Annotated in this window: 11 protein-coding genes; all 11 read right to left on the bottom strand. The window is 73.9% G+C overall.

The window, feature by feature from the left end; all coding sequences use genetic code 11:
• Positions 1–171: 171 nt before the first annotated feature.
• On the bottom strand, positions 172–681 hold the full coding sequence (locus tag ACFV4F_RS25560; protein ID WP_380505677.1) for a hypothetical protein: 510 nt from the start codon (positions 679–681) through the stop codon (positions 172–174).
• A gap of 141 nt (positions 682–822) precedes the next feature.
• The gene (locus ACFV4F_RS25555) at positions 823–1,044 is read right to left on the bottom strand and encodes a hypothetical protein (RefSeq protein ID WP_380505773.1); all 222 of its coding nucleotides are present in this window, start codon (positions 1,042–1,044) and stop codon (positions 823–825) included.
• Between the two features lie 151 nt (positions 1,045–1,195).
• The gene (locus ACFV4F_RS25550; protein ID WP_380505674.1) at positions 1,196–6,037 is read right to left on the bottom strand and encodes a hypothetical protein; all 4,842 of its coding nucleotides are present in this window, start codon (positions 6,035–6,037) and stop codon (positions 1,196–1,198) included.
• Positions 6,034–6,399, bottom strand: a complete 366-nt coding sequence (locus ACFV4F_RS25545; RefSeq protein ID WP_380444688.1) for a WXG100 family type VII secretion target — start codon at positions 6,397–6,399, stop codon at positions 6,034–6,036. The genes ACFV4F_RS25550 and ACFV4F_RS25545 overlap by 4 nt, the downstream gene beginning before the upstream one ends.
• A 2-nt stretch (positions 6,400–6,401) precedes the next feature.
• Positions 6,402–6,863 (bottom strand): YbaB/EbfC family nucleoid-associated protein, encoded by a 462-nt coding sequence (locus ACFV4F_RS25540; RefSeq protein WP_380444690.1) that lies wholly within the window; start codon positions 6,861–6,863, stop codon positions 6,402–6,404.
• A gap of 113 nt (positions 6,864–6,976) precedes the next feature.
• Complete coding sequence (locus tag ACFV4F_RS25535; protein WP_380505671.1) at positions 6,977–9,895, bottom strand: hypothetical protein; 2,919 nt, start codon at positions 9,893–9,895, stop codon at positions 6,977–6,979.
• Between the two features lie 150 nt (positions 9,896–10,045).
• Positions 10,046–10,642 (bottom strand): hypothetical protein, encoded by a 597-nt coding sequence (locus ACFV4F_RS25530; RefSeq protein ID WP_380505669.1) that lies wholly within the window; start codon positions 10,640–10,642, stop codon positions 10,046–10,048.
• 4 nt (positions 10,643–10,646) lie between these two features.
• A complete protein-coding gene (locus tag ACFV4F_RS25525; RefSeq protein WP_380444695.1) occupies positions 10,647–10,934 on the bottom strand; it encodes a WXG100 family type VII secretion target in 288 nt (95 codons plus the stop codon).
• 71 nt (positions 10,935–11,005) lie between these two features.
• Positions 11,006–11,347: a WXG100 family type VII secretion target gene (locus ACFV4F_RS25520; RefSeq protein ID WP_380444696.1), complete on the bottom strand. Its 342-nt coding sequence runs from the start codon at positions 11,345–11,347 to the stop codon at positions 11,006–11,008.
• 66 nt (positions 11,348–11,413) lie between these two features.
• Entirely contained in the window at positions 11,414–14,737 is a 3,324-nt protein-coding gene (locus ACFV4F_RS25515; protein WP_380505666.1) for a right-handed parallel beta-helix repeat-containing protein, read from the bottom strand.
• Positions 14,734–17,418 carry a hypothetical protein gene (locus ACFV4F_RS25510; RefSeq protein WP_380505663.1) on the bottom strand — a complete coding sequence of 895 codons (2,685 nt, stop codon included), beginning with the start codon at positions 17,416–17,418 and terminating at the stop codon, positions 14,734–14,736. Before ACFV4F_RS25510 ends, ACFV4F_RS25515 begins: the two co-directional genes overlap by 4 nt.
• Position 17,419 lies beyond the last annotated feature (1 nt).

Raw genomic sequence — 17,419 nt, 5'->3', positions numbered from 1 at the left:
CAACCGAGGAAGCGAAACGAAACACGATCCGGAAGGCTGATGAAGCCAGTGGGTTCTGGCTCCACCGCGCGAACGGTGAGGTCAGACTCGCCGGTCTGGGGACCTCCGCGCTATACGTCTTCTCGGCGGCGGCCCGGGGCTGACCCTGGCCGCTCCCGCCGTCACCACCCGTCAGGGGCCGGCGGGGCAGAGGTGGGTGTATTCGTGTGCGTGGGCGCTGTACAGCGTCGGCTGGTCCGGGGCCTCGTCGGTGATGAAGATGAAGTCCACCGTGACGTCCGGGAGATCGGCGACGGTGGTCCGCATGGTGAACTGCGGGAGGGAGTGGGTCTCGGGGACGCGTTCCCAGTGCACACCGGCGGCGGTGAAGGCGCCCGAGAGCTCCCGGAAGCCGGGCGGTCCGGGGAAGGAGCCGTACTCACCCGGCCCGCCGACCGGAAGGACGACGTCGTCGTACCACGTCCGGACGGAGACCGTGTTGACGATCCCGCACCGGCACACGTCGACCGACATGCACCCGAACCGGAACCACTGCGGCCACGGCAACTCGTCGACGACGCGCCCCGAATCCTCGGCCTCGCCCCGCTCGGGCACCGGGTACGGCCCGAGCGGGCGCAGGCCGGCGAAGTCCCCGGTCGAGCCGTACCGCGTCAGGAGGTCCACGAGCGCTGCTGTCGTCATGCGTTCATGATCGCACCGGGTGGCCGGGCAGCGGGGTCAGTCGCACAGGGCGGAGCTGAGGACGTCGAGCATCTTGGAGCCGGAGACGGTCATCGTGTTGGAGACCAGTGAGGCGTGGCGGCCGTTGGGGGCGAAGACGGGTCATCGTGGTGTAGCCGGGCACCCCGCCGCTGTGGCCCCAGGCCGCGCCGCCGCAGCGCAGCGGGAAGGTCTGGAGGCCGAGGCCGTAGCCCGTGCCGCATTCTGTGAGGTTGGATTCTGCGATTCCTTGATGCCGCTGGTGTGCTGGAGGAGCCGGCGCACGGTGATGGTGTTGCCGTCGAAGCCGTTCCCGTCCACGACGCCCGGAAGGTAGCGCTCGATGGGTGCGTCGAGGGAGACCTTGCCCTCGTCGACGATGCGCGCCGTGCACGAGAGCGTTATCGGTCAATCGGCTGTCGGCTGTCGGCTGTTGTCAGCGGAGGGCGCTGGGCGCCGGCCCGAGGCGGAGTCCCTCGGGCCGGTCCGGCGTCGCTCACTTGAGGCCCAGCATCTTCTGGATTTTCGGGGGGATCGAGATGTACCACGTGCCGTCCGGCCGTCGTTGTTTCCCGAGGAGCCGCTGGGCCTTGACGCTCTCGTGTTCCAGCACCCTTGCCCAGGCGCTCCCTTCAGGGGTGTCCCGGCCGAGCGAGTCGGGATCACCGGGAACCTGGATCATGAAACCGGGGGCCTTCGCGAGCCGGCGCACCAGGTCCAGCACCCCCGCCTCGTTCTCCCACTTCTGCGGGATGTTGAGGTTGGGCTCCGCCTGCGCGTGCCCCTGTGCCGGCGCGGCCGCGGCGGACGAGGAGGCTTCCGCGGGGGCGCTCTCGGTGACGACCGGCGGGGGCTCCGTCGGGACGTAGTCCCGCTGGAGGTCCGCCGTGGTGTCGCGGTGGCGCTTCAGGGCGTTGTCGATCAGGTCGCGGTAGTCGTCCTTGCCGGTGACCGGGTGGACGGGACGCGAGAACGGGTCGTAGTCGACGCCGAAGTTCGCGGCCATGTCCATCACGAAGTGGTAGCGGTGGATGTCGGTGAGGTCGCGACGGTAGTCGGTGTACCAGAGGCTGAGGAGCGAGAAGGCGAGGGCCTTCTTCTCCTCCGGGGTGGCGCCCGCCTCGTGGGCGAGCCTGATCAGCTTGCCGGTGGTGCGCGACGGGCCGAGCGAGACCGGGTAGCCCAGCCGGCCGGCGGTCGCGACGTGCGGGTCCAACTGGTTGGGGGTGGCCGCTGCGCCGCGGAAGGTCCGCTCGACGGGGGTCCGGTCCAGAGGGGGGTTCGGAGGCGGATCGGCCGTGGTGCTCGTCCAGTTGGGATACGTGCGTTCCGACGCGGGGTCCGGGACGTCGCCGAGCACGTAGCCCCTGAACTCGATGTCGGAATCCTGCTGCGCGGCCCTCGCGTCGGGCTCGGTGGTGGGCTTGATCTCCTTGACGGTGACGTGGTGCGCGAGGTCCTTCGGCTCCGCCATGTACATGAGTTCCGCCACGTCGTGGATGGTCGAGATCAGCGTGGAGAACGACTCGGTGTGGGGTGAGCCGAGGATGTCGTTGATCGTCTTCGTGCCGTGCTCGACGAACGGGAGGTACAGGCGCTTGAGGGCGGCCAGGTCCGCGCTGCTGCTCCCGAGGTGCTGCGTGAACTCGGCGTTGCCCGTCGTGTTCGCCGCCAGCCACGGGATCAGCTTCGTCTGCACGAAGTTCGAGTTGGACGCGTGGATGTCGGAGTCCTGGCGGACGGACAGGGCGAGGTCGCGCTCGATCTCGGCCATCGGGAGGGACTTGACCCGGTCGAGGACCGCCGAGGCCGCCTGGTCCTTCGTCTTGTAGACGCGGGAGAGCGCGTCCCGGGATTCCGCGCTCCGGCCTCCACCGTTCGCCGTCGGCATGGACGGCGGTGCGGGGGCCGTGACCCACTCCGTGAGGACCTTGACGATCGAGGGCCGTTGGGCCGGGTCGTACCACCGCCGATGGAGGTCCGGGTGGCCCTCCAGGCCGGCGCCGATGTCGTGGTAGCTGCGTTCCGCGTCCTCCTGGACGGTCTTCTCGACCTCCAGGACCTTCGGCGCGTCCCAGCGGGCCAGGTCGTCGGCGTCCATGTGCGGAAGGTCGGTGCGGGTGGCGGTCTCGGGTGCGTCGGGGGCGCCGTGCGGGTGGTCCTTGACGACGGCGGTGTGGTCCACCGTGTCCTCGATGGTCTCCAGGTAGCGGTGGGGCACCTCGGCGGAACTGCTGACGTCGTGGCCCATCACGCCGTCGCGGTGGACGCCGGGGCCGTCGCCGTTGCGGCGGAACAGGCTGTCGGGGTCCTGGTACTCGTCCTTGAGGCCCAGGTAGTGCAGGACCTCGTGGACGACCCGGGGCATGTGGGTGTCGTCGTGGGCCGGGTCGACGGGCACGTTCCAGGAGCGCTGGTCGAGCGGCACCCGCTGGTCGCTGCGGCCGATGGTGATGGCCTCGGGGTGGTCGTCGCCCGCGACGAGCTTCAGGTCGAGGTGGAACTGGTCGCCGGAGCGCGGGAGTTCGAGGCCGCCGTTGAGGTGGTGGTCGATCGCGCGCTGGATCCGCTCGTGCACGCCGGCCAGCTCGCCGGCCGACATGCCGCTGTGCCCGAGGTTCACCGGCAGCTCGACGGTGTGGTGGCGGACCCAGGTGCCGTTCTCGGCCTGGACGCGGCGCACCACGGAGCGGACCAGGGTCTGCGAACCGGCCAGCGAGTGCGGGGCGTTGCCCTTGAGCGGGTCACGCGCGGGGTCGAAGCGCTCGGTGTGCACGCGGGTGGTCGGCGCGCCGTCGAGGCGGGAACGCCAGTCGGGCGAGGCGGGCTGCCGGACCGGGCGGGCGACCGGTTCGGGGGTGGGCTCCGGGACGTGGACCTGCGGGACGACCGGGACGACGACGGAAGCGGGCTGTTCGTGGGTGTCGTGCGGGGTGCCGGGGTCGCTTTCGAGGCGTGGGGGCGGCGGCAGTTCGACGCTCACCGCGACGTGGTCGCCGGTGTGATCGGGCGAGCCCGGTTCGAAGTCCTGGTTGCCGCGCGAGCGCGGGATGACGGTGACGTCGTCGCCGTGCAGCACCACCGGGCCGTCGCTCTGGAGGGTCTCCAGCCGGTCCATGAGCTCGCTGCGCAGGGCGGTGGCGACCGCCTCGGCGCGTTCCTGCCCCAGCTTCAGGGACTTCCCGAAGTGGGGGAGGCCCTGGTCGAGGACGTTCGCGCGTCCCTCGACGGTCACCACCGGCGGGCCGCCGCCGTCGCGGGCGTTGCGCACCCCGAGGTCGGCGACCTGGCGGGCGGTGGAGCTCAGGGCCTGCTGCCGGGGAGCGGTGAGGTCGGCGGAGCCGCCGTCGAAGGCGATCGGGCCGAGGTCGACCCGCACCGGCTCGTGCGGTGCGGCGGGCAGCGGGGGCTCGGGCGGTGCCGTGTGGGGCGGGAGCGGCGGCGGGACGTCGGGGGCCGTGGAGGTGTGCTCGGGGGTTGTGTGATGGACGTCGACCGGGCCGGTGGAGACGTGATCGGCCGGGGTGTGCTCGACCGTGGTGTGATCGACCGGTGCATGGACGGACTGGGGCTGGTCGACCGGGGCCTGGGCGGTGGGGTTGCTTTCCGTGTGGGTGACGGCCGGCTCGCCGGTGGTTCGCACGGGGGCGGCGGTTCGGCTGTCCGTCGAGGTGCTGGTGCTGCTCGTTTCGGTGGTGACCCGGGGGGACTGTGCCGGTGTCTGCGCCGGTGTCTGCGCCGATGTCTGCGCCGGTGCCTGTGCCTGTCCTTCGCCGGGACGGGGCTGGTTGGCCGTTGCCGTGGCCGTGGTGTTGTTGCCGCTCGTGGCGGGGGAGTCGGTGGTGCGCGAGGCGTCGGCGCCGGTCGTCGTCGGCTTGTCGGCGACGGCGGGTCCGGTGATCCCGGTTGTACCGGGCGTACCGGTCGTACCGGGCGTCTCGGCGGGGCGGGTGGCTCCGGCGGTCGTGTCGGTCGGCTTGGTCTCGAAGCCGGGGAGGCCCAACTCCTGGTGGGGCGTCGGGGCCGAGGTCGTGGTTTCGCTGCCGTGGAGGCCGGATCCCGTCGTGCTGCCGGTTTCGCCTCGCGATGCCGTCGTCCGGGCGGGTGACTCGACGGTGGTGTCCGTGGTGCGGGGGCTGGTCCGCTCCTGCGTGCCGACGGAGGTGTCGGGCTGCCCGTGGGTGGCCTCGTTCGTCGTGTGGCTCTCGGAGACGGACGGCGTGTTGACGGTGCGCACGTCGGGCGTGCCGACGGAGTGGGTGTCGGTGTGGGTGCCGATGTCCTCCGAGACCGTCACGGGCCGGGTGTCGGGCGTCGTCGTCTCCTTGACCCCGGCGGTGTTGTCGCCCGATCCGGTCCGTATCGGGGCGGGCGCGGTGTCCGTCGGGTGGACGGCAGGTGTGTGCACATCCGGCGTGTGCACGTCCGGCGCGTGGACGTCCGGAGTGTGCACGTCGACCGGGTGGACGTCCGGGAGATGGAGGTCCGGAGCCTTGATCTCCTTGAGGTTGACGGGGTCGATCTTGGTCTTCCCCTCCTCCTCGCCGCGCCCGTGCTTCCCGCCGCCCAGGGCGCCGATCAGGCCGGAGGTGAGGGCCGAGGTGTAGTCGGCGTCTCCGCCGAAGGCGGCGGTCATCGTGGCGGTGGTGATCACACCGGTGGCGCCGCCGACGGCGAGCTTGCCGATCAGCGAGCCGCCGAACTTCGGTGCGAACGCGCCGAGTCCGCCGCCGAGGATGCCCCCGATGGCGCCGCCGATCGCGCCGCCCTCGACGGCCTGGATGGTGCTGTCGGTGTCCCACTTGGTGCGGTCGTGCAGGAGCAGGATCTGGATGCTCTGGATCAGGGCGTCCATCCCGACCATGAACCCGACGCCGGAGATCACCGACACCAGCAGCCGGCGGAGGATCATCTGGACGATCAGGCGCGCGGAGGTGATCGCGGCCGGGATCGCCTCCGGTGCGGCGAACGAGAGGGTGCTCAACTCATACGCGAGCCAGATGAGTTGAGCGAGGACCATGAGTTTGGCGTATTCGACCTGCACCCCGGTGTTGTCGCCCAGGTCACCGATCTGGTTGGCGGCCTCGGCCATCTGCGGCAGGTTGGTCTGCAGCTGCTGGGTGAACGCGTTGAACTGCTCGGCGACCGGGCCGCTGATGCTGTTCCGCACGCCGAGGGTCGCCGGACCGATCTCCTTGGTGATCGAGTCGAGCTGCTGGGCGGTGTCGTACCAGGCGGCGCCCAGCGCCCGCAGCTTGTCCTCGTCGCCCTTGGGCCAGGACTGGCCGACGGCCAGCCGGGCGACCCAGGCGAGCTCCGGGGGCATGTCGATGCTCATCCGTGCACGGGCCTCTCGGGGGCGGGCCGGTGCTCGCCGGCGCCGGTGTTGATCCGGCGGACGGACTCGATGTTGTTGTCCTCCAGGCGTTCGAAGTTGACGGCCATGGTGCGGATGCCCTCGGCGGTGCTGTGGACCACCTGGCCGATGCCGCCGATGCCCTTGTGGATCTCCTGGTGCGGGGCGTCGTACTGCTTGAAGAACTCCTCGCCGGTGGCGTCGTCGCCCCAGCACGGGCCCAGGTCCGACAGCCGGCCCTCCAGCCCGCCGGCGATCCCCTTGAAGCGGGCCGCGAGCTGCTGGACGTAGGGCAGCTGGAGGTGCAGTCCGTCGGTGTCGACCGAGAACGACTCGTTCGCCATCGTCAGTCCTCCGTTCCGCTGCGCCGGGCGCTGCCGCGGGTCGCCGAGGGGCCGCCCGCGGCGAGGTAGTCCCGCACCGAGTCGGGCATCGTCGGGTCCTCGGCGAGCATGGCCGTCGGATCGGCCTTGCCCTGGAGCAGGTCGGCGACCGAGACGCCGGGCGGCAGGCCGAGCGACGTCAGCTCGGCGACCTGCTGGAGTGCCTGGGCGCGGGCCTGCCGGATGGTGGCCAGCAGGAGCTCGGACAGCTCCTTGGGAGCCATCCGGCGGAAGGCGCCGGTGGGGAAGTCGATGGCGGTGACCTCGCCCTGCGCGGTGACGGTCACCTCGACGGTCTGACGGGGGGCCGTGGCGGTCGAGGTGACCTCGTTGATCCTGCGGCGGGTCTCGACGGCCTCCTCGCGCTGCCGGTGGTACAGCGCCAGCAGGTCCTCGATGCCCTGGTCGTACGGTGTGGTGCTCATGCGCCCCTCCTCGGGGGTGTCGTGCGGTCTCGCGGGCCGGCGGGGGCCCGGGGCGTGTCTTCCGGCTCGGGTCGGTGGGCCGGAGGACACGCCCGAGTGGGTCGGGTGCTCCGTCAGCCGAGGGCCGAGAAGCCCTCCTTGGGTGCGCTGCCCCAGGCGTCGCTCTCCTGGACCAGCAGGTCGGCGATGCCGCGGGGAGCCTCCGGTTCGGCCTCCGGCTCCTCGGCCGACTCGTCCTCCATGAGGAGCGGCTCGTCCCCGGCGGCGCCGGCCCCGCACGAGACGGTGGTGGGGTCGAAGGCGAACGCCGACTGCCCCGGTGCGGCGGCGGCCGGTGCCGAGCGGTCCGGCCGCCAGACCGCGAACTGCGGCTCCTCCGGCTCGGGTCGTCCCGCTTCCCCGCTCCAGGTGGCCGTTGCCTCCGTGGTGTAGCCGGGGGCCATGACCTCCTCCTCGTCCTCGGTCGGCACCGTCCAGAGCAGCGGGACGAAGGCCGAGCCGGCCGCCTCCCAGGCTTCGTGCTCCTCGTGCTCGCCGCTCTCGGTCGGCAGCGGCAGCGGCGCGGACAGCGGGTCGGCAGGCGAGGCCGCCGCCGGGGCCACCTCTTCGAGCTCGGGCTCGGGCTCGACCACGGTGATCTCGGGTGCCTCCGCCTCGACCTCTGCCTCCGCCGAGCTCTTTTTCTTCTCCTCGACGGTGGTGGCGGCGACCGCGACAGCGGCGACAGCGGCCGCCGCGACGATGACCGGCGCGACCGGCGCGACCGGCGCTGCGGGCTCCTCCCACTCCGGCACGACGACCGGAGCGGCAGGTGCGACCGGCGCGGCTGGTGCTGCCGGAGCGGTCGGTGCCACCGGCAGCGGCAGCCCGTCCGAGCCGAGGACGGCCTGCTCGGCCGGAGCCTCCTGCCCGGCGATCGCAGCGGGTTCGGCGCCGAGAGGCGCGTCGCCGGAAACGGTGACGGGGCTCCCGCCGGCCGTGGTGAGACCGGGACCGCCCGCGAGCGCACCGGCGGTGATCTCCTCCTCCGCCGCGTCCAGTTCGTCCGCCCACGGCTCGATGTCGCTGTCCAGCAGACCGGAGGCGTCGCTGCGCTCGCCGGGCGCGTTCTGCCCGGCGGCGCCGCCGCCCATGCCGGGCATCATCGGCATCCCCATGCCGGGCGCCTCCGCTGCGCCCGCCGCGCCCCCGGCCGCGCCGAAGCCGGGCAGGACGGTGGCGCCGGGCGCGGCCTGGGCGTCGGGCAGGCCGAGCCCCGGGCCGTCCAGGTCGGCGGTCTTGACCGGCGGGAGGTCCAGGGCCGCGCCACCGGCGGCGGTGCCGAGCGGGGAGCCGACCTCCTCGCCGGTGAGGGGGCTGCCGGCCCACGGCTCGCCGTTCGCGTCCAGCAGGCCGGAGGCGTCGCTGCGTTCGCCGGGTGCGTTCTGCCCGGCGGCGCCGCCGCCCATGCCGGGCATCATCGGCATGCCTGCGCCACCCATGCCCGCGCCGCCCATGCCGGCGCCGGGGCCCTCGGAGACGAGACCGGTGCCGCCGGCCGGGGAGAAGGCGCCGGGGAGGCCGGACTCCGTCGTGGTCTGGCCGGGGAAGGCGGTGCCGGTGCCCAGGCCGTCGGTGAGACCGGGGAAGGCGGCCGGGGAGCCGGCGTCGATGCCGCTGCCCAGCCCGTCGCCAAGGCCGCTGCCGAGCCCACCGCCCAGGCCGTGCGAGCCGGTCCCGGAGCCGACGCCGGTGGCGCCGGGGAAGGCCACCGGCTTGCCGGTGCCGAACGTGCCGTGCGGGGAGGAGAGTTCGCCGGCGCCGCTGCCGGTGCCGGTCTGGCCGGGGAACCGGGCGCCCCGGGCGTTGGTGGTCGTCCCCGGCAGGCCGACCGGCGCGACGCCCGGCAGGTTGCCGAAGTCGCCCACGCCGGTGCTGCCGGGGAAGCGGACCCCGCTGCCGGTGCCGGGGTTGATCGCGTGGTCGAAGGCGAGCGGGTCGAGGCCGGCCGTCTCCGGCACGCCGGTGCCGGGCCCGCCCGTGCCGAGCTTGCCGGGGAACGGCAGTCCGGTGGTCGGCAGGCCGCTGACCGGCAGGCCGGTGCCGGGGCCGTTTGTGCCCAGGCCGCCGGGGAAGTGCAGGCCGCCGGTGCCCGGCCCGTCGCTCAGCGCGGAGAAGTTCTTGAGGCCGCCCGCGCCGGGGCCGTGGCCGGTCCCCAGGTCGCCGGGGAAGGGCTGCGGCGCGCCGCTGAACTTCTTCAGGTCGGGCATGTTGAAGCTCTTGGCGGGGCCGAGCTGGTTCGGGCCGCCGTGCTCGAAGTCCTTGAGGTCGGGCAGCTTGGTGTTCGGCGCGTTGGTGTCCGTCAGCTTGGGCTGGTTGACCGGCGGGGTGATCGGGGCCGGCGCGCGGACGGAGTCGATGGTGACCTGGTACTCGCCGGCCAGGCTCTTCAGCACCTTGCGCATGTCGGCGGTCATCATCTTGACCAGCTCGGGCTTCTGGCTGATCGGGATGAGCCCGTTGGACATCGCGGTCACGCCCTGGGCGATGGCCTGGTTGGCGTACCAGGTGTCGATCTGGGAGATCAGGTTCTGGGCGTTGACCAGGTTGACCGCGTTGTCCGCGAGTTGCTGGGGAACGGAGTAGGTGTGGGTCGAACCGCCGGACAGGACGTCGGCGGTGGCCTGCACCTGCTTGGAGAAGGTGGTCAGCATGGTCGTGAAGGCGTCGGCCGCGTCGCCCTTCCACGGGCCGTGCTCGCCGGCGAGGGCCTTGCCCTGGTCGACGAGGCTCTTGGCGACGCCGGCGAGGAGCAGCTGGACCTGGTAGAAGGTGTCGGCCGCGTTCTGCAGCGACTGCGGGTCGGAGACCGACTTGCCGTGGCCGCTGTCGTCGCCGGTGCCGGCGGCCATGCCGTTGATGGCGGCCTCGATCTGCTTCCAGTCCCAGGTCTCGTAGTCGCCCGTCGAGCCGGGGTCGCTGCCGGGCGCGCCGTAGACCGCGCCGTCGTTGCCCTGGTTGAAGCCGTTGCCGTTGTAGTTCGGGTCGCCCATCGCGCCCTCTCCCTCCTGTCGTTCCGCCGTCCGTCGGCCGTCCCGTCCGGTGTGGTGCCCGGTGTGTGGCCCGGTGTCCGGGCCCGGCGGTCCCGCCGGGTCCCCCGCGTGTGGTGCGGGGGACCCGGACGGGGTTCCTGCGCGGGGTCGTCAGGTGTTGCCGTTGCCCGGCTTGCCGCCGCCCCCGCCTCCGCCGCCGCCACCGGGGGCCGGGCTGCCCCCGGCATCGGTGACCAGGCCGCCGAAGTCCGCCGACGAGTTGCCCATGAAGGTCTGCAGCTCGGTCGACGCCATGTGGTTGGCGTCCTCGATGGTCTTGTACTTCGTCGCCAGGTCGATGACGCCCTGGTGCAGGTCGGTGAGACCCTTGGCCAGGTCGTCCAGCACCTTCTCGAACTGCTTCTTCAGCCCGTCGTCCCCGTTGGGGCCGTTGACCGCGATGCGCATCTTGTTCGCGTGGTAGAAGGCGCCCGGCGCGATGTTGACCGCGTCCAGGAGCTTCCGCGCGTCGTTGGTCGGCTGGATGAGCAGCTGGATGTTTTTCGCGAAGGTCTCCATCGAGGCCGTGTCCACGGACGTCCCGCTGTGCTGGCCGTCCGGGGGCGGCACCGGCGGCGCGGTGAACGTGGTGTGCGCCGTCGCCGTCCCGGTGCCCGTGGCGTCGGGGACGCTGGTGCTCCCGTGGTACGGGTCGATCGGGGGCTTCGGCTTCGGCTTGTAGTGGTTCGGGGGGATGTAGCCCGGCATGCCGTCAGCCCCAGAGCTGAACGCCCTGGCGCTCACCGTGGGAGTAGTACTCGTTGATGGTGCCGAGCATCTGCACGGCGGTGGCGGCCTTGGCCGTCATGTCGGCCGCGGCCTGGTCCCACTGCGCCTTGACCTGGGTGTAGGTCGCCTGGGCGTCGCTGGTCCACGCCTGCAGGTTGATCCTGGCCTGGCTGTCCAGCTCGGCCAGGGTCTGGTTGAGCTTCTGGGTGATGGCGTTCATCTCGCCGACGATGTAGTCGACTTGCTCCATCTGGACCGTGTACGTGCTCATGCTGCGTTCTCCTCGACTGGGACGGGGTGCCGGGGCGGTGCGGACCGCCGCCGGCGGTGGAAGGGGGTGGCTCAGACCGGGAAGCCGGGCAGGCCGGTGACGCCGGAGGCCATGGCGGAGGCCACCTGGCCGGCGATCTGCTGGGTGTTCTCGTGGGTGTTGGCGTACACGTTGGTGTTGGCCGCGAGCTTCTCCAGCATCGTGGTCAGCGCCTGGTTGACCTTCTGGAAGTCGGTCAGCCAGTCCTGCATCGCCTGGTGGTAGACCTGCGCGGCCTCGCCGCTCCAGCTGCCGCGCAGGCCGTCGATCTGGCCCTCCATCTGCGCGTACGAGCCGCTGGCCTCGTCCAGGGCGGTCTGGAAGGTGCCCTGGGCGGCCGTCATGCCCTGGATTTCCACGGAGGTCAGTGCCATGGGTACGTCCTTTCATTTCGGGGGTCGCACGGCGCTCGCGCACCGTGCGGGGTCTCGGAGCCGGGGTCAGGAGTGCACCAGGGGTGCGGTGCCCGGCGTCCGGGGCTCTTGGGGGACCGGGACGGTCTGCGGCGGCGGCGCGGCTGGCGTCTCCGGTGCGGTGGGCACGGGCGGCAGGTCCTCGACGGTGACGGTGCGCGCGCGGGCCGAGCGGGCCAGCGCGTCGCCCAGCCGGTGCGCCGCGAACGCGCCGCCCTGCGGCGGCTGCGTGGTGTACCGCGCGACCAGCTCGGTGCCCGCCGCCTCGCCCAGCTGGAAGCCGAGCGAGCGCAGGCGGCGGTCGGTGAGCGTCACGAGCTCCTCCGCGCGGTACGCGGCGAGTTCGACGTTCTCGGCGAAGGCCTCCATCAGGTCGGTGTGCTCGCCCAGCACCTCCATGACGTGGGCCGTGCTGCCGCTCAGGGCCAGCACCACGCCCGGCCCCGAGGCGGCCAGCCGGGTCAGCGACGTCAGCACGGCGGTGCGGGCGGCGGGTGCGCGCTCGGCGAAGGCCGGGTCCAGGTCCAGCAGGAGGAGCCCGCCCTCCGCCTCGGCGCAGGCGGCGGCGAACCGGAACCCGGGCTGCTCGGCCCACCGGGCCGGGACGGTGGAGAGCGCCAGCCGGTGGGTCACGCCGGTGGACAGCAGGCCGAGTTCGGCCAGGCCGCGCCCGTATAGCCCGGCGAGCGCCCGACGGCCGCCGCCGGGCGGGCCCTGGAGGATGATGTTGCCCAGGCCGGCGAGCGGTTCGCCGGCGTCGCGGAGGCGGGCCAGCTGCGTGAGGCGGGAGCGCAGGGTCCGCCGGGCGCCGTCCAGGCCGACGAGGCCGTCGATGCGGCGCAGCGCAGGCGTGTCGAGCGGGAGAGTGCCCTCGCTCACGGGGACCGGCGCGGCGGACGCCGTCGGCGCGGTGGCCCGGGCGGCCGGCTGGGTGGCCGGTTGGGCGGCCGGTTGGACGCCCGCCTGGTCGCCGGGGACGGTGATGACGTCCTCGCTGCTCAGCCGGCTCAGTTCGCTGTCGTCGGTCGGCGGGTGGACGGCCAGCCGGGACGCCTGCCGGCTGATCATCTCCTCGAAGACCTGCCGGGCGACGCGGCCGTTGCCGAACGTGGCGCCCTTCGGCACGTCCTCGAAGTAGCGGTTGAGCGCCTCCAGGGCGCCGGCGTCCAGTTCGTAGAAGTGCTTGGCGCACAGGCCGCGCACGATCGTGACCAGCTCGGCGGGGCTGTAGTTGGGGAACTCGACGGTCCGGGCGAAGCGGGAGGCCATGCCCGGGTTGGAGGCGAGGAACTGGTCCATCTGCGCCGAGTAGCCGGCCACGATGACGACGATCTCGTCGCGGTGGTCCTCCATCAGCTTCATCAGGGTCTCGACGGCCTCCTGCCCGAAGTCCGGTCCGCTGCCCCGGGACTGGTTGGTCAGGGTGTACGCCTCGTCGATGAAGAGGACGCCGCCGAGCGCCTTGGTGAAGACCTCGGAGGTCTTGATCGCGGTGCCGCCGATGATCTGGGCGACCAGGTCGGCGCGGGCGACCTCGACGATGTGGCCCTGGCTGAGGATGCCGAGCTCGGCGAGGACGGCGCCGTACAGCCGGGCGACGGTCGTCTTGCCGGTGCCGGGCGGCCCGGCGAAGACGAGGTGGCGGCTCATCGGCGGCATCGGCAGGCCCATCTCCTGGCGCCGCTGGGCCATCTTGTTGACGTTGATCAGGCCGGTGACCTCGTGCTTGACGCTCTCCAGGCCGACCAGGGCCTCCAGTTCGGCGAGCGGCCCGGTGCCCAGGTGGCGCGGCGCGCCCGCCGGGTCGGCCGGTCCCTGCCCGCCACCCCCGGCCGGCGCGGTGCGCTCGTCGCCGCCGGTGTCGAGGCGCTCGACCGAGACCCGTCCGCCGGACTTGAGCTGGTGGACCGCGGTGCCGCCGTTGTCGCGGATCTCGCAGTCGTGCACGCGCACCGGCTCGTCGGTGTTGCAGCGCACGCCGTCACCGGAGTTGTCGAAGACGGCGCAGTTGTCCAGTTCCGCGCGGGAGGACGCCTGGACGTTCAGGCCGTGGCCGCGCGCGCCGCTGATCCGGCAGCCGACGGCCGTCACCGCGCCGCCGCCCGAGACCTTGATGCCGTCGGCGTCCGAACCGGCGAACCCGCTGTCCCGGGCGGTGAGTTCGCAGTCGGGGCCGACGACGGTCCGGCAGCCCTCCAGGAGGGTGGCGGTCAGCTCGGCGCGGGCGCCGCCGGCCATCGCCAGGCCGGTGCCCGCGGTGGCGCGCAGGCGCAGACCGGTGAGCGACGCCTGCGCGCGGTCGGCGAGGTCCAGGCCGATGCCGCCCGGACCGCCGTCCATCGTGAACTCGCCCTGCCGCACCGTCAGTTTGGCCTCGCCGGTGGCCCTGGCGGCCACGCCCGCGCCGGTCACCGTGAGGTCGGCGCAGTCCGCCTCGCCGCCGGCCTCGACCAGCAGGCCCACCGGCGTGCCGGCGATCCGGCAGTGCTCCAGCTGCGCCCGCGAGCCTGCGGCGACCTGCACGCCGCCGCTCGTGGCGCCCTCGATGACGCAGTTGCGCAGGACCGGCGCCGCGCCGCCGCTGACGTGGACGGCCTGGCCGCCCGAGCCGGTGAACGTGCAGTCGGTCAGCAGGGTCTGGACGGCGCTGGTGAGGTAGGCGTCCAGGGCGGCGCTGCCGGTGACGGTGAGTTTGCGCAGGTCCGCGCGGCCGTTCTGCTCGACGGCGATCGCGGGCTTGCCGCTGCCGTCGATGCGGCAGGACTCGACCAGCGCGGTGCCGTGGCCGTTGACGCAGATCCCGTTGCCCCGGGCGCCCCGGACGGAGCACTCGCGCACGGTCAGCCGCCCGTGCTCGGCGACCACGACGGCCGACGAGCCGACGTCGGTGATCTCGCAGCGCTCCACGACGTTGCCGCCGCCGGAGGTCACGACGATCCCGGCGCCCTGCGTATTGGTCACCGTGCAGTCGCGCAGGCCGAGCACGCCCTCGTGCCAGGCCAGGACCGCCGCCCAGGCCTCGCCCGCGACCTGGCAGCCGTCGAGCGCGGCCTGCCCGCGCCGCACGTCCAGGACCGGCGCCTCGCGGTCCGCGCCGCTCAGGTGCAGGCCGGACAGCTGGACGGCCTCCGCGTCGAGCACCACCGTGCTGCCGGCCGCGGAGTGGATCCGCACGGTGCCGGCCGGGCCCTCGGCGGCCAGCGTCACCGCCTTGGTGACCGTCAGCGCCTCGTCGTAGCGGCCCGGTGCGACGGTGATCAGCGCGCCGTCCACGGCGTCGGCCAGGGCGGCGGCGATGGACCGGTGGGCGCCCGGCCGGTCGCCGGACACCAGGAGGACTTGCCGGGTCACTTCTCTGCTCCCTCGATAGGTGCACGGGTGCCCTGGGCGGCGCGGGCCGACGGCTCGGGCGGGGCGGTGATCAGTCCGGGCGGGGCGGTGAGCGGCGGGCCGCCGGGCCCGGGGCGTCCGTGGGTGGGCAGTTGCTCGGCGGCCTGGGTGAGGCCCTCCAGGGCGATCTCGTCCAGCGGCAGCCGGGGGGCGTCCGGGTCGGTGTCGTCGTCGCCCTCGGACGGCAGCAGCTCGCGCAGCAGCACCGGTTCCGTCGCGGAGCCCGCGCGCAGCACCTTGAAGGCCGTCCCGGGCGGGAAGAGCACGCGGTCGGGGTCGGAGGGGTCGAGCAGGCTCGTCCGGCGCGCGGTCATCGACCAGATCAGGAAGTCGGTGGTGCCGTCGCCGGGGGTCTCGGGCACGGTGATCCGCGCGGTGCAGAACGCCCACTCGGTGGCCGCCCTGCCCTCCTCGTACCAGTCGAGCTCCGGACCGGAGACCGCGGCCCGCAGCAGGGCCACACCCCGGTACGAGGGCAGGCGGTTCAGCCCGGACGCCACGCAGCGGGCCAGCGGCACGTGCGGGCCCGCCGTTCCGGCGCGCACGGCGGCGTCGACGGCGGCGCTGTCGCCGGAGAGGTAGAGGCGTACGGCGACGAGGTCGGTGAGGGCGTCGCCGTCCAGTGCGCGCGAGGAACTGCGCAGGCCCGGCGACTCGGACATCACCCGGGCCACCGTGCCCGCGACGGCGTGGTACTGGGCGCTGAACTTGCGGCGCACCCAGTCGCGTTCGCGCTCCAGCCCGCGCTCGGGCGGCAGCGCGAGGGCGGCGGCCGACGGGACGGGCTGCACGCGTACGGCGGTCGCGCGGGTGGCGGCCGGGGGAAGCGTCGGCGTGGTGGGTGTGGTGGGCGCGGTGGGCGGGGGCGCCGGGGCGTCGAGGGCAGGGGAGGGCTCGACGGGCGGCGTGCTGGGGGCGCCGGACTCCAGGCGGATCCGGGGCATCGCCGGGACGGGCGCGGGGGTGGGAGCGGGCGTCGGCGGGGCTTCGGCGGGCGGGGCCGTCGGCGCTGCCTCGGGGGCGACGACAGGGGCGTTCGACGGCTCGATGGACGGCAGCGGCGGCGTGACGGGCGCGACCGGGGGGACCGGCGTCGCGGGCTCGGGTGCCGGGGCAGGCGTCGTCGGTTCGGGGTTGGCGGCAGGGGCGTTGGAGGGCTCGATGGACGGCAGCGGCGGCGTGACGGGCGTGACCGGGGGGACCGGCGCGACGGGCGCGACGGGCGCCACGGGCTCCGGCGGAGCCGACTCCAGCAGGGACGTGAGGACCGGGGGACTCGTCGGGGCGGGCGCGTGCTCGGGGAGGGCCTCGGACTCCGTCTCCAGCACGGGGACCTTCGGCTCGAAGGCCGGAGCCGGCCAGTCGGCGACCGGACCCGGGGAGGACGTCACCAGCGACGTCGGCAGCGGCAGCGGCGCGGAGACGGGCTCCGCCACCGGATCCGGGCCGCTCACCGGCTCCGGGTCCGGCTCGGCGACCGTCCCGGCGGCGGGCGTGGGCGCACTCACCGTCACTGGGTTCGGCTCGATGACAGCCCCGGCCGCCGGCATCGGCGCGCCCACCGTCACCGGCTCCACATCGACGACCGTCCCAGCTGCCGGCGTCGGCGCGCTCACCGGCACCGGGCCGAGCTCGACGACCCCCTCGGCAGCCGCCGTCGACACCGGCACCGACACCGGCGCCTCGACGGGCGCGACCGGCGGCTCCACCACCCGCACCGCAGGGGCGTCCGCATCCGCGTTCCACGCCGGCGGCTCCGCCAGGTACCCGGGCGCCGGCGAGTAGACCACCTCGCCCTGGAGCACCGGCCCGCCGCCGACGGCCTCGGCGGCCGTCGGCCCCGGCGACAGCACGACGCGCTGGCGCAGCGCGTCCGCCAGCACCTGTCCGAGCGCGCCGCTGCCCTCCGGCAGCGCGACCGGCCCGAAGTGGACGAACCGCACGCCGGTGCGGGCCGAGGGCAGCACGGTGCCCCAGAAGCGGGTCACGTCGGCCAGCGGCACGGCAGGTCCGCCGGGGCTGCCGAGGACGACGGTGAGCGCGTTCGGGTGGCCGGGCAGCGAGGCGATCAGTCGGCGCCGTCCGGCGGCGAGTTCGGCGGGCCGGGCGCTGCGCACCCACACGCCGCCGGGCACGGGTTCGACGACGCCGAGCGGGCTGGTCTGCCAGATGCGGTCGTAGGTGGCGAACTCCCACAGCGGCTTGGGGTAGCGGTGCGAGTCGCGTTCGGCCGCGCGGCCGGGCCGCAGGCGCAGCCAGCCGGTGCCGCTGTCGGCGGGGACGAACAGGCCGCCGCCGGCGGTGGGCAGCGCCTCGCCGTCGGGGGTGAGGACCGTCCGCCGTAGCTGGTCGGCGATCCGCTGGCCGACCGGCGGGCCCTCCACCGAGGGGTGGAAGACCAGGCGGAGGCTGCCGGGGCGGCGGGCGAGCAGGTCGGCGAGTGCCGGCCAGGCGGTGTCGAGGTCGGCGGGCAGCAGGTCCACCACGACCAGCGTGTGCTCGGGGTCGGGCGTGAGCGCCCCGGCGAAGGCCAGCGCGCTGGGCTCCGGCGGTCCCTTGGGGTGGACCAGCAGGGCGTGCCCGGCGGTCCGGATCCGCAGGGCGGGGCCGGCGGCGCGGGCGGGCTTCATCGCGAGGCGCACG

It is taken from the genome of Kitasatospora sp. NPDC059722 (assembly GCF_042733235.1).
Classification (GTDB): Bacteria; Actinomycetota; Actinomycetes; order Streptomycetales; family Streptomycetaceae; genus Kitasatospora.
Note: the sequence above shows the minus strand (reverse complement) of the source record. Positions and strands in the feature narration are given on the sequence as shown.

Bases quoted from the DNA above. Each gene is read 5' to 3' on its own strand.
- ACFV4F_RS25550 (WP_380505674.1), bottom strand. From the start codon at position 6,037: ATGAGCATCGACATGCCCCCGGAGCTCGCCTGGGTCGCCCGGCTGGCC.
- ACFV4F_RS25520 (WP_380444696.1), bottom strand. From the start codon at position 11,347: ATGGCACTGACCTCCGTGGAAATCCAGGGCATGACGGCCGCCCAGGGC.
- ACFV4F_RS25530 (WP_380505669.1), bottom strand. From the start codon at position 10,642: ATGCCGGGCTACATCCCCCCGAACCACTACAAGCCGAAGCCGAAGCCC.
- ACFV4F_RS25540 (WP_380444690.1), bottom strand. From the start codon at position 6,863: ATGAGCACCACACCGTACGACCAGGGCATCGAGGACCTGCTGGCGCTG.
- ACFV4F_RS25525 (WP_380444695.1), bottom strand. From the start codon at position 10,934: ATGAGCACGTACACGGTCCAGATGGAGCAAGTCGACTACATCGTCGGC.
- ACFV4F_RS25545 (WP_380444688.1), bottom strand. From the start codon at position 6,399: ATGGCGAACGAGTCGTTCTCGGTCGACACCGACGGACTGCACCTCCAG.
- ACFV4F_RS25535 (WP_380505671.1), bottom strand. From the start codon at position 9,895: ATGGGCGACCCGAACTACAACGGCAACGGCTTCAACCAGGGCAACGAC.
- ACFV4F_RS25560 (WP_380505677.1), bottom strand. From the start codon at position 681: ATGACGACAGCAGCGCTCGTGGACCTCCTGACGCGGTACGGCTCGACC.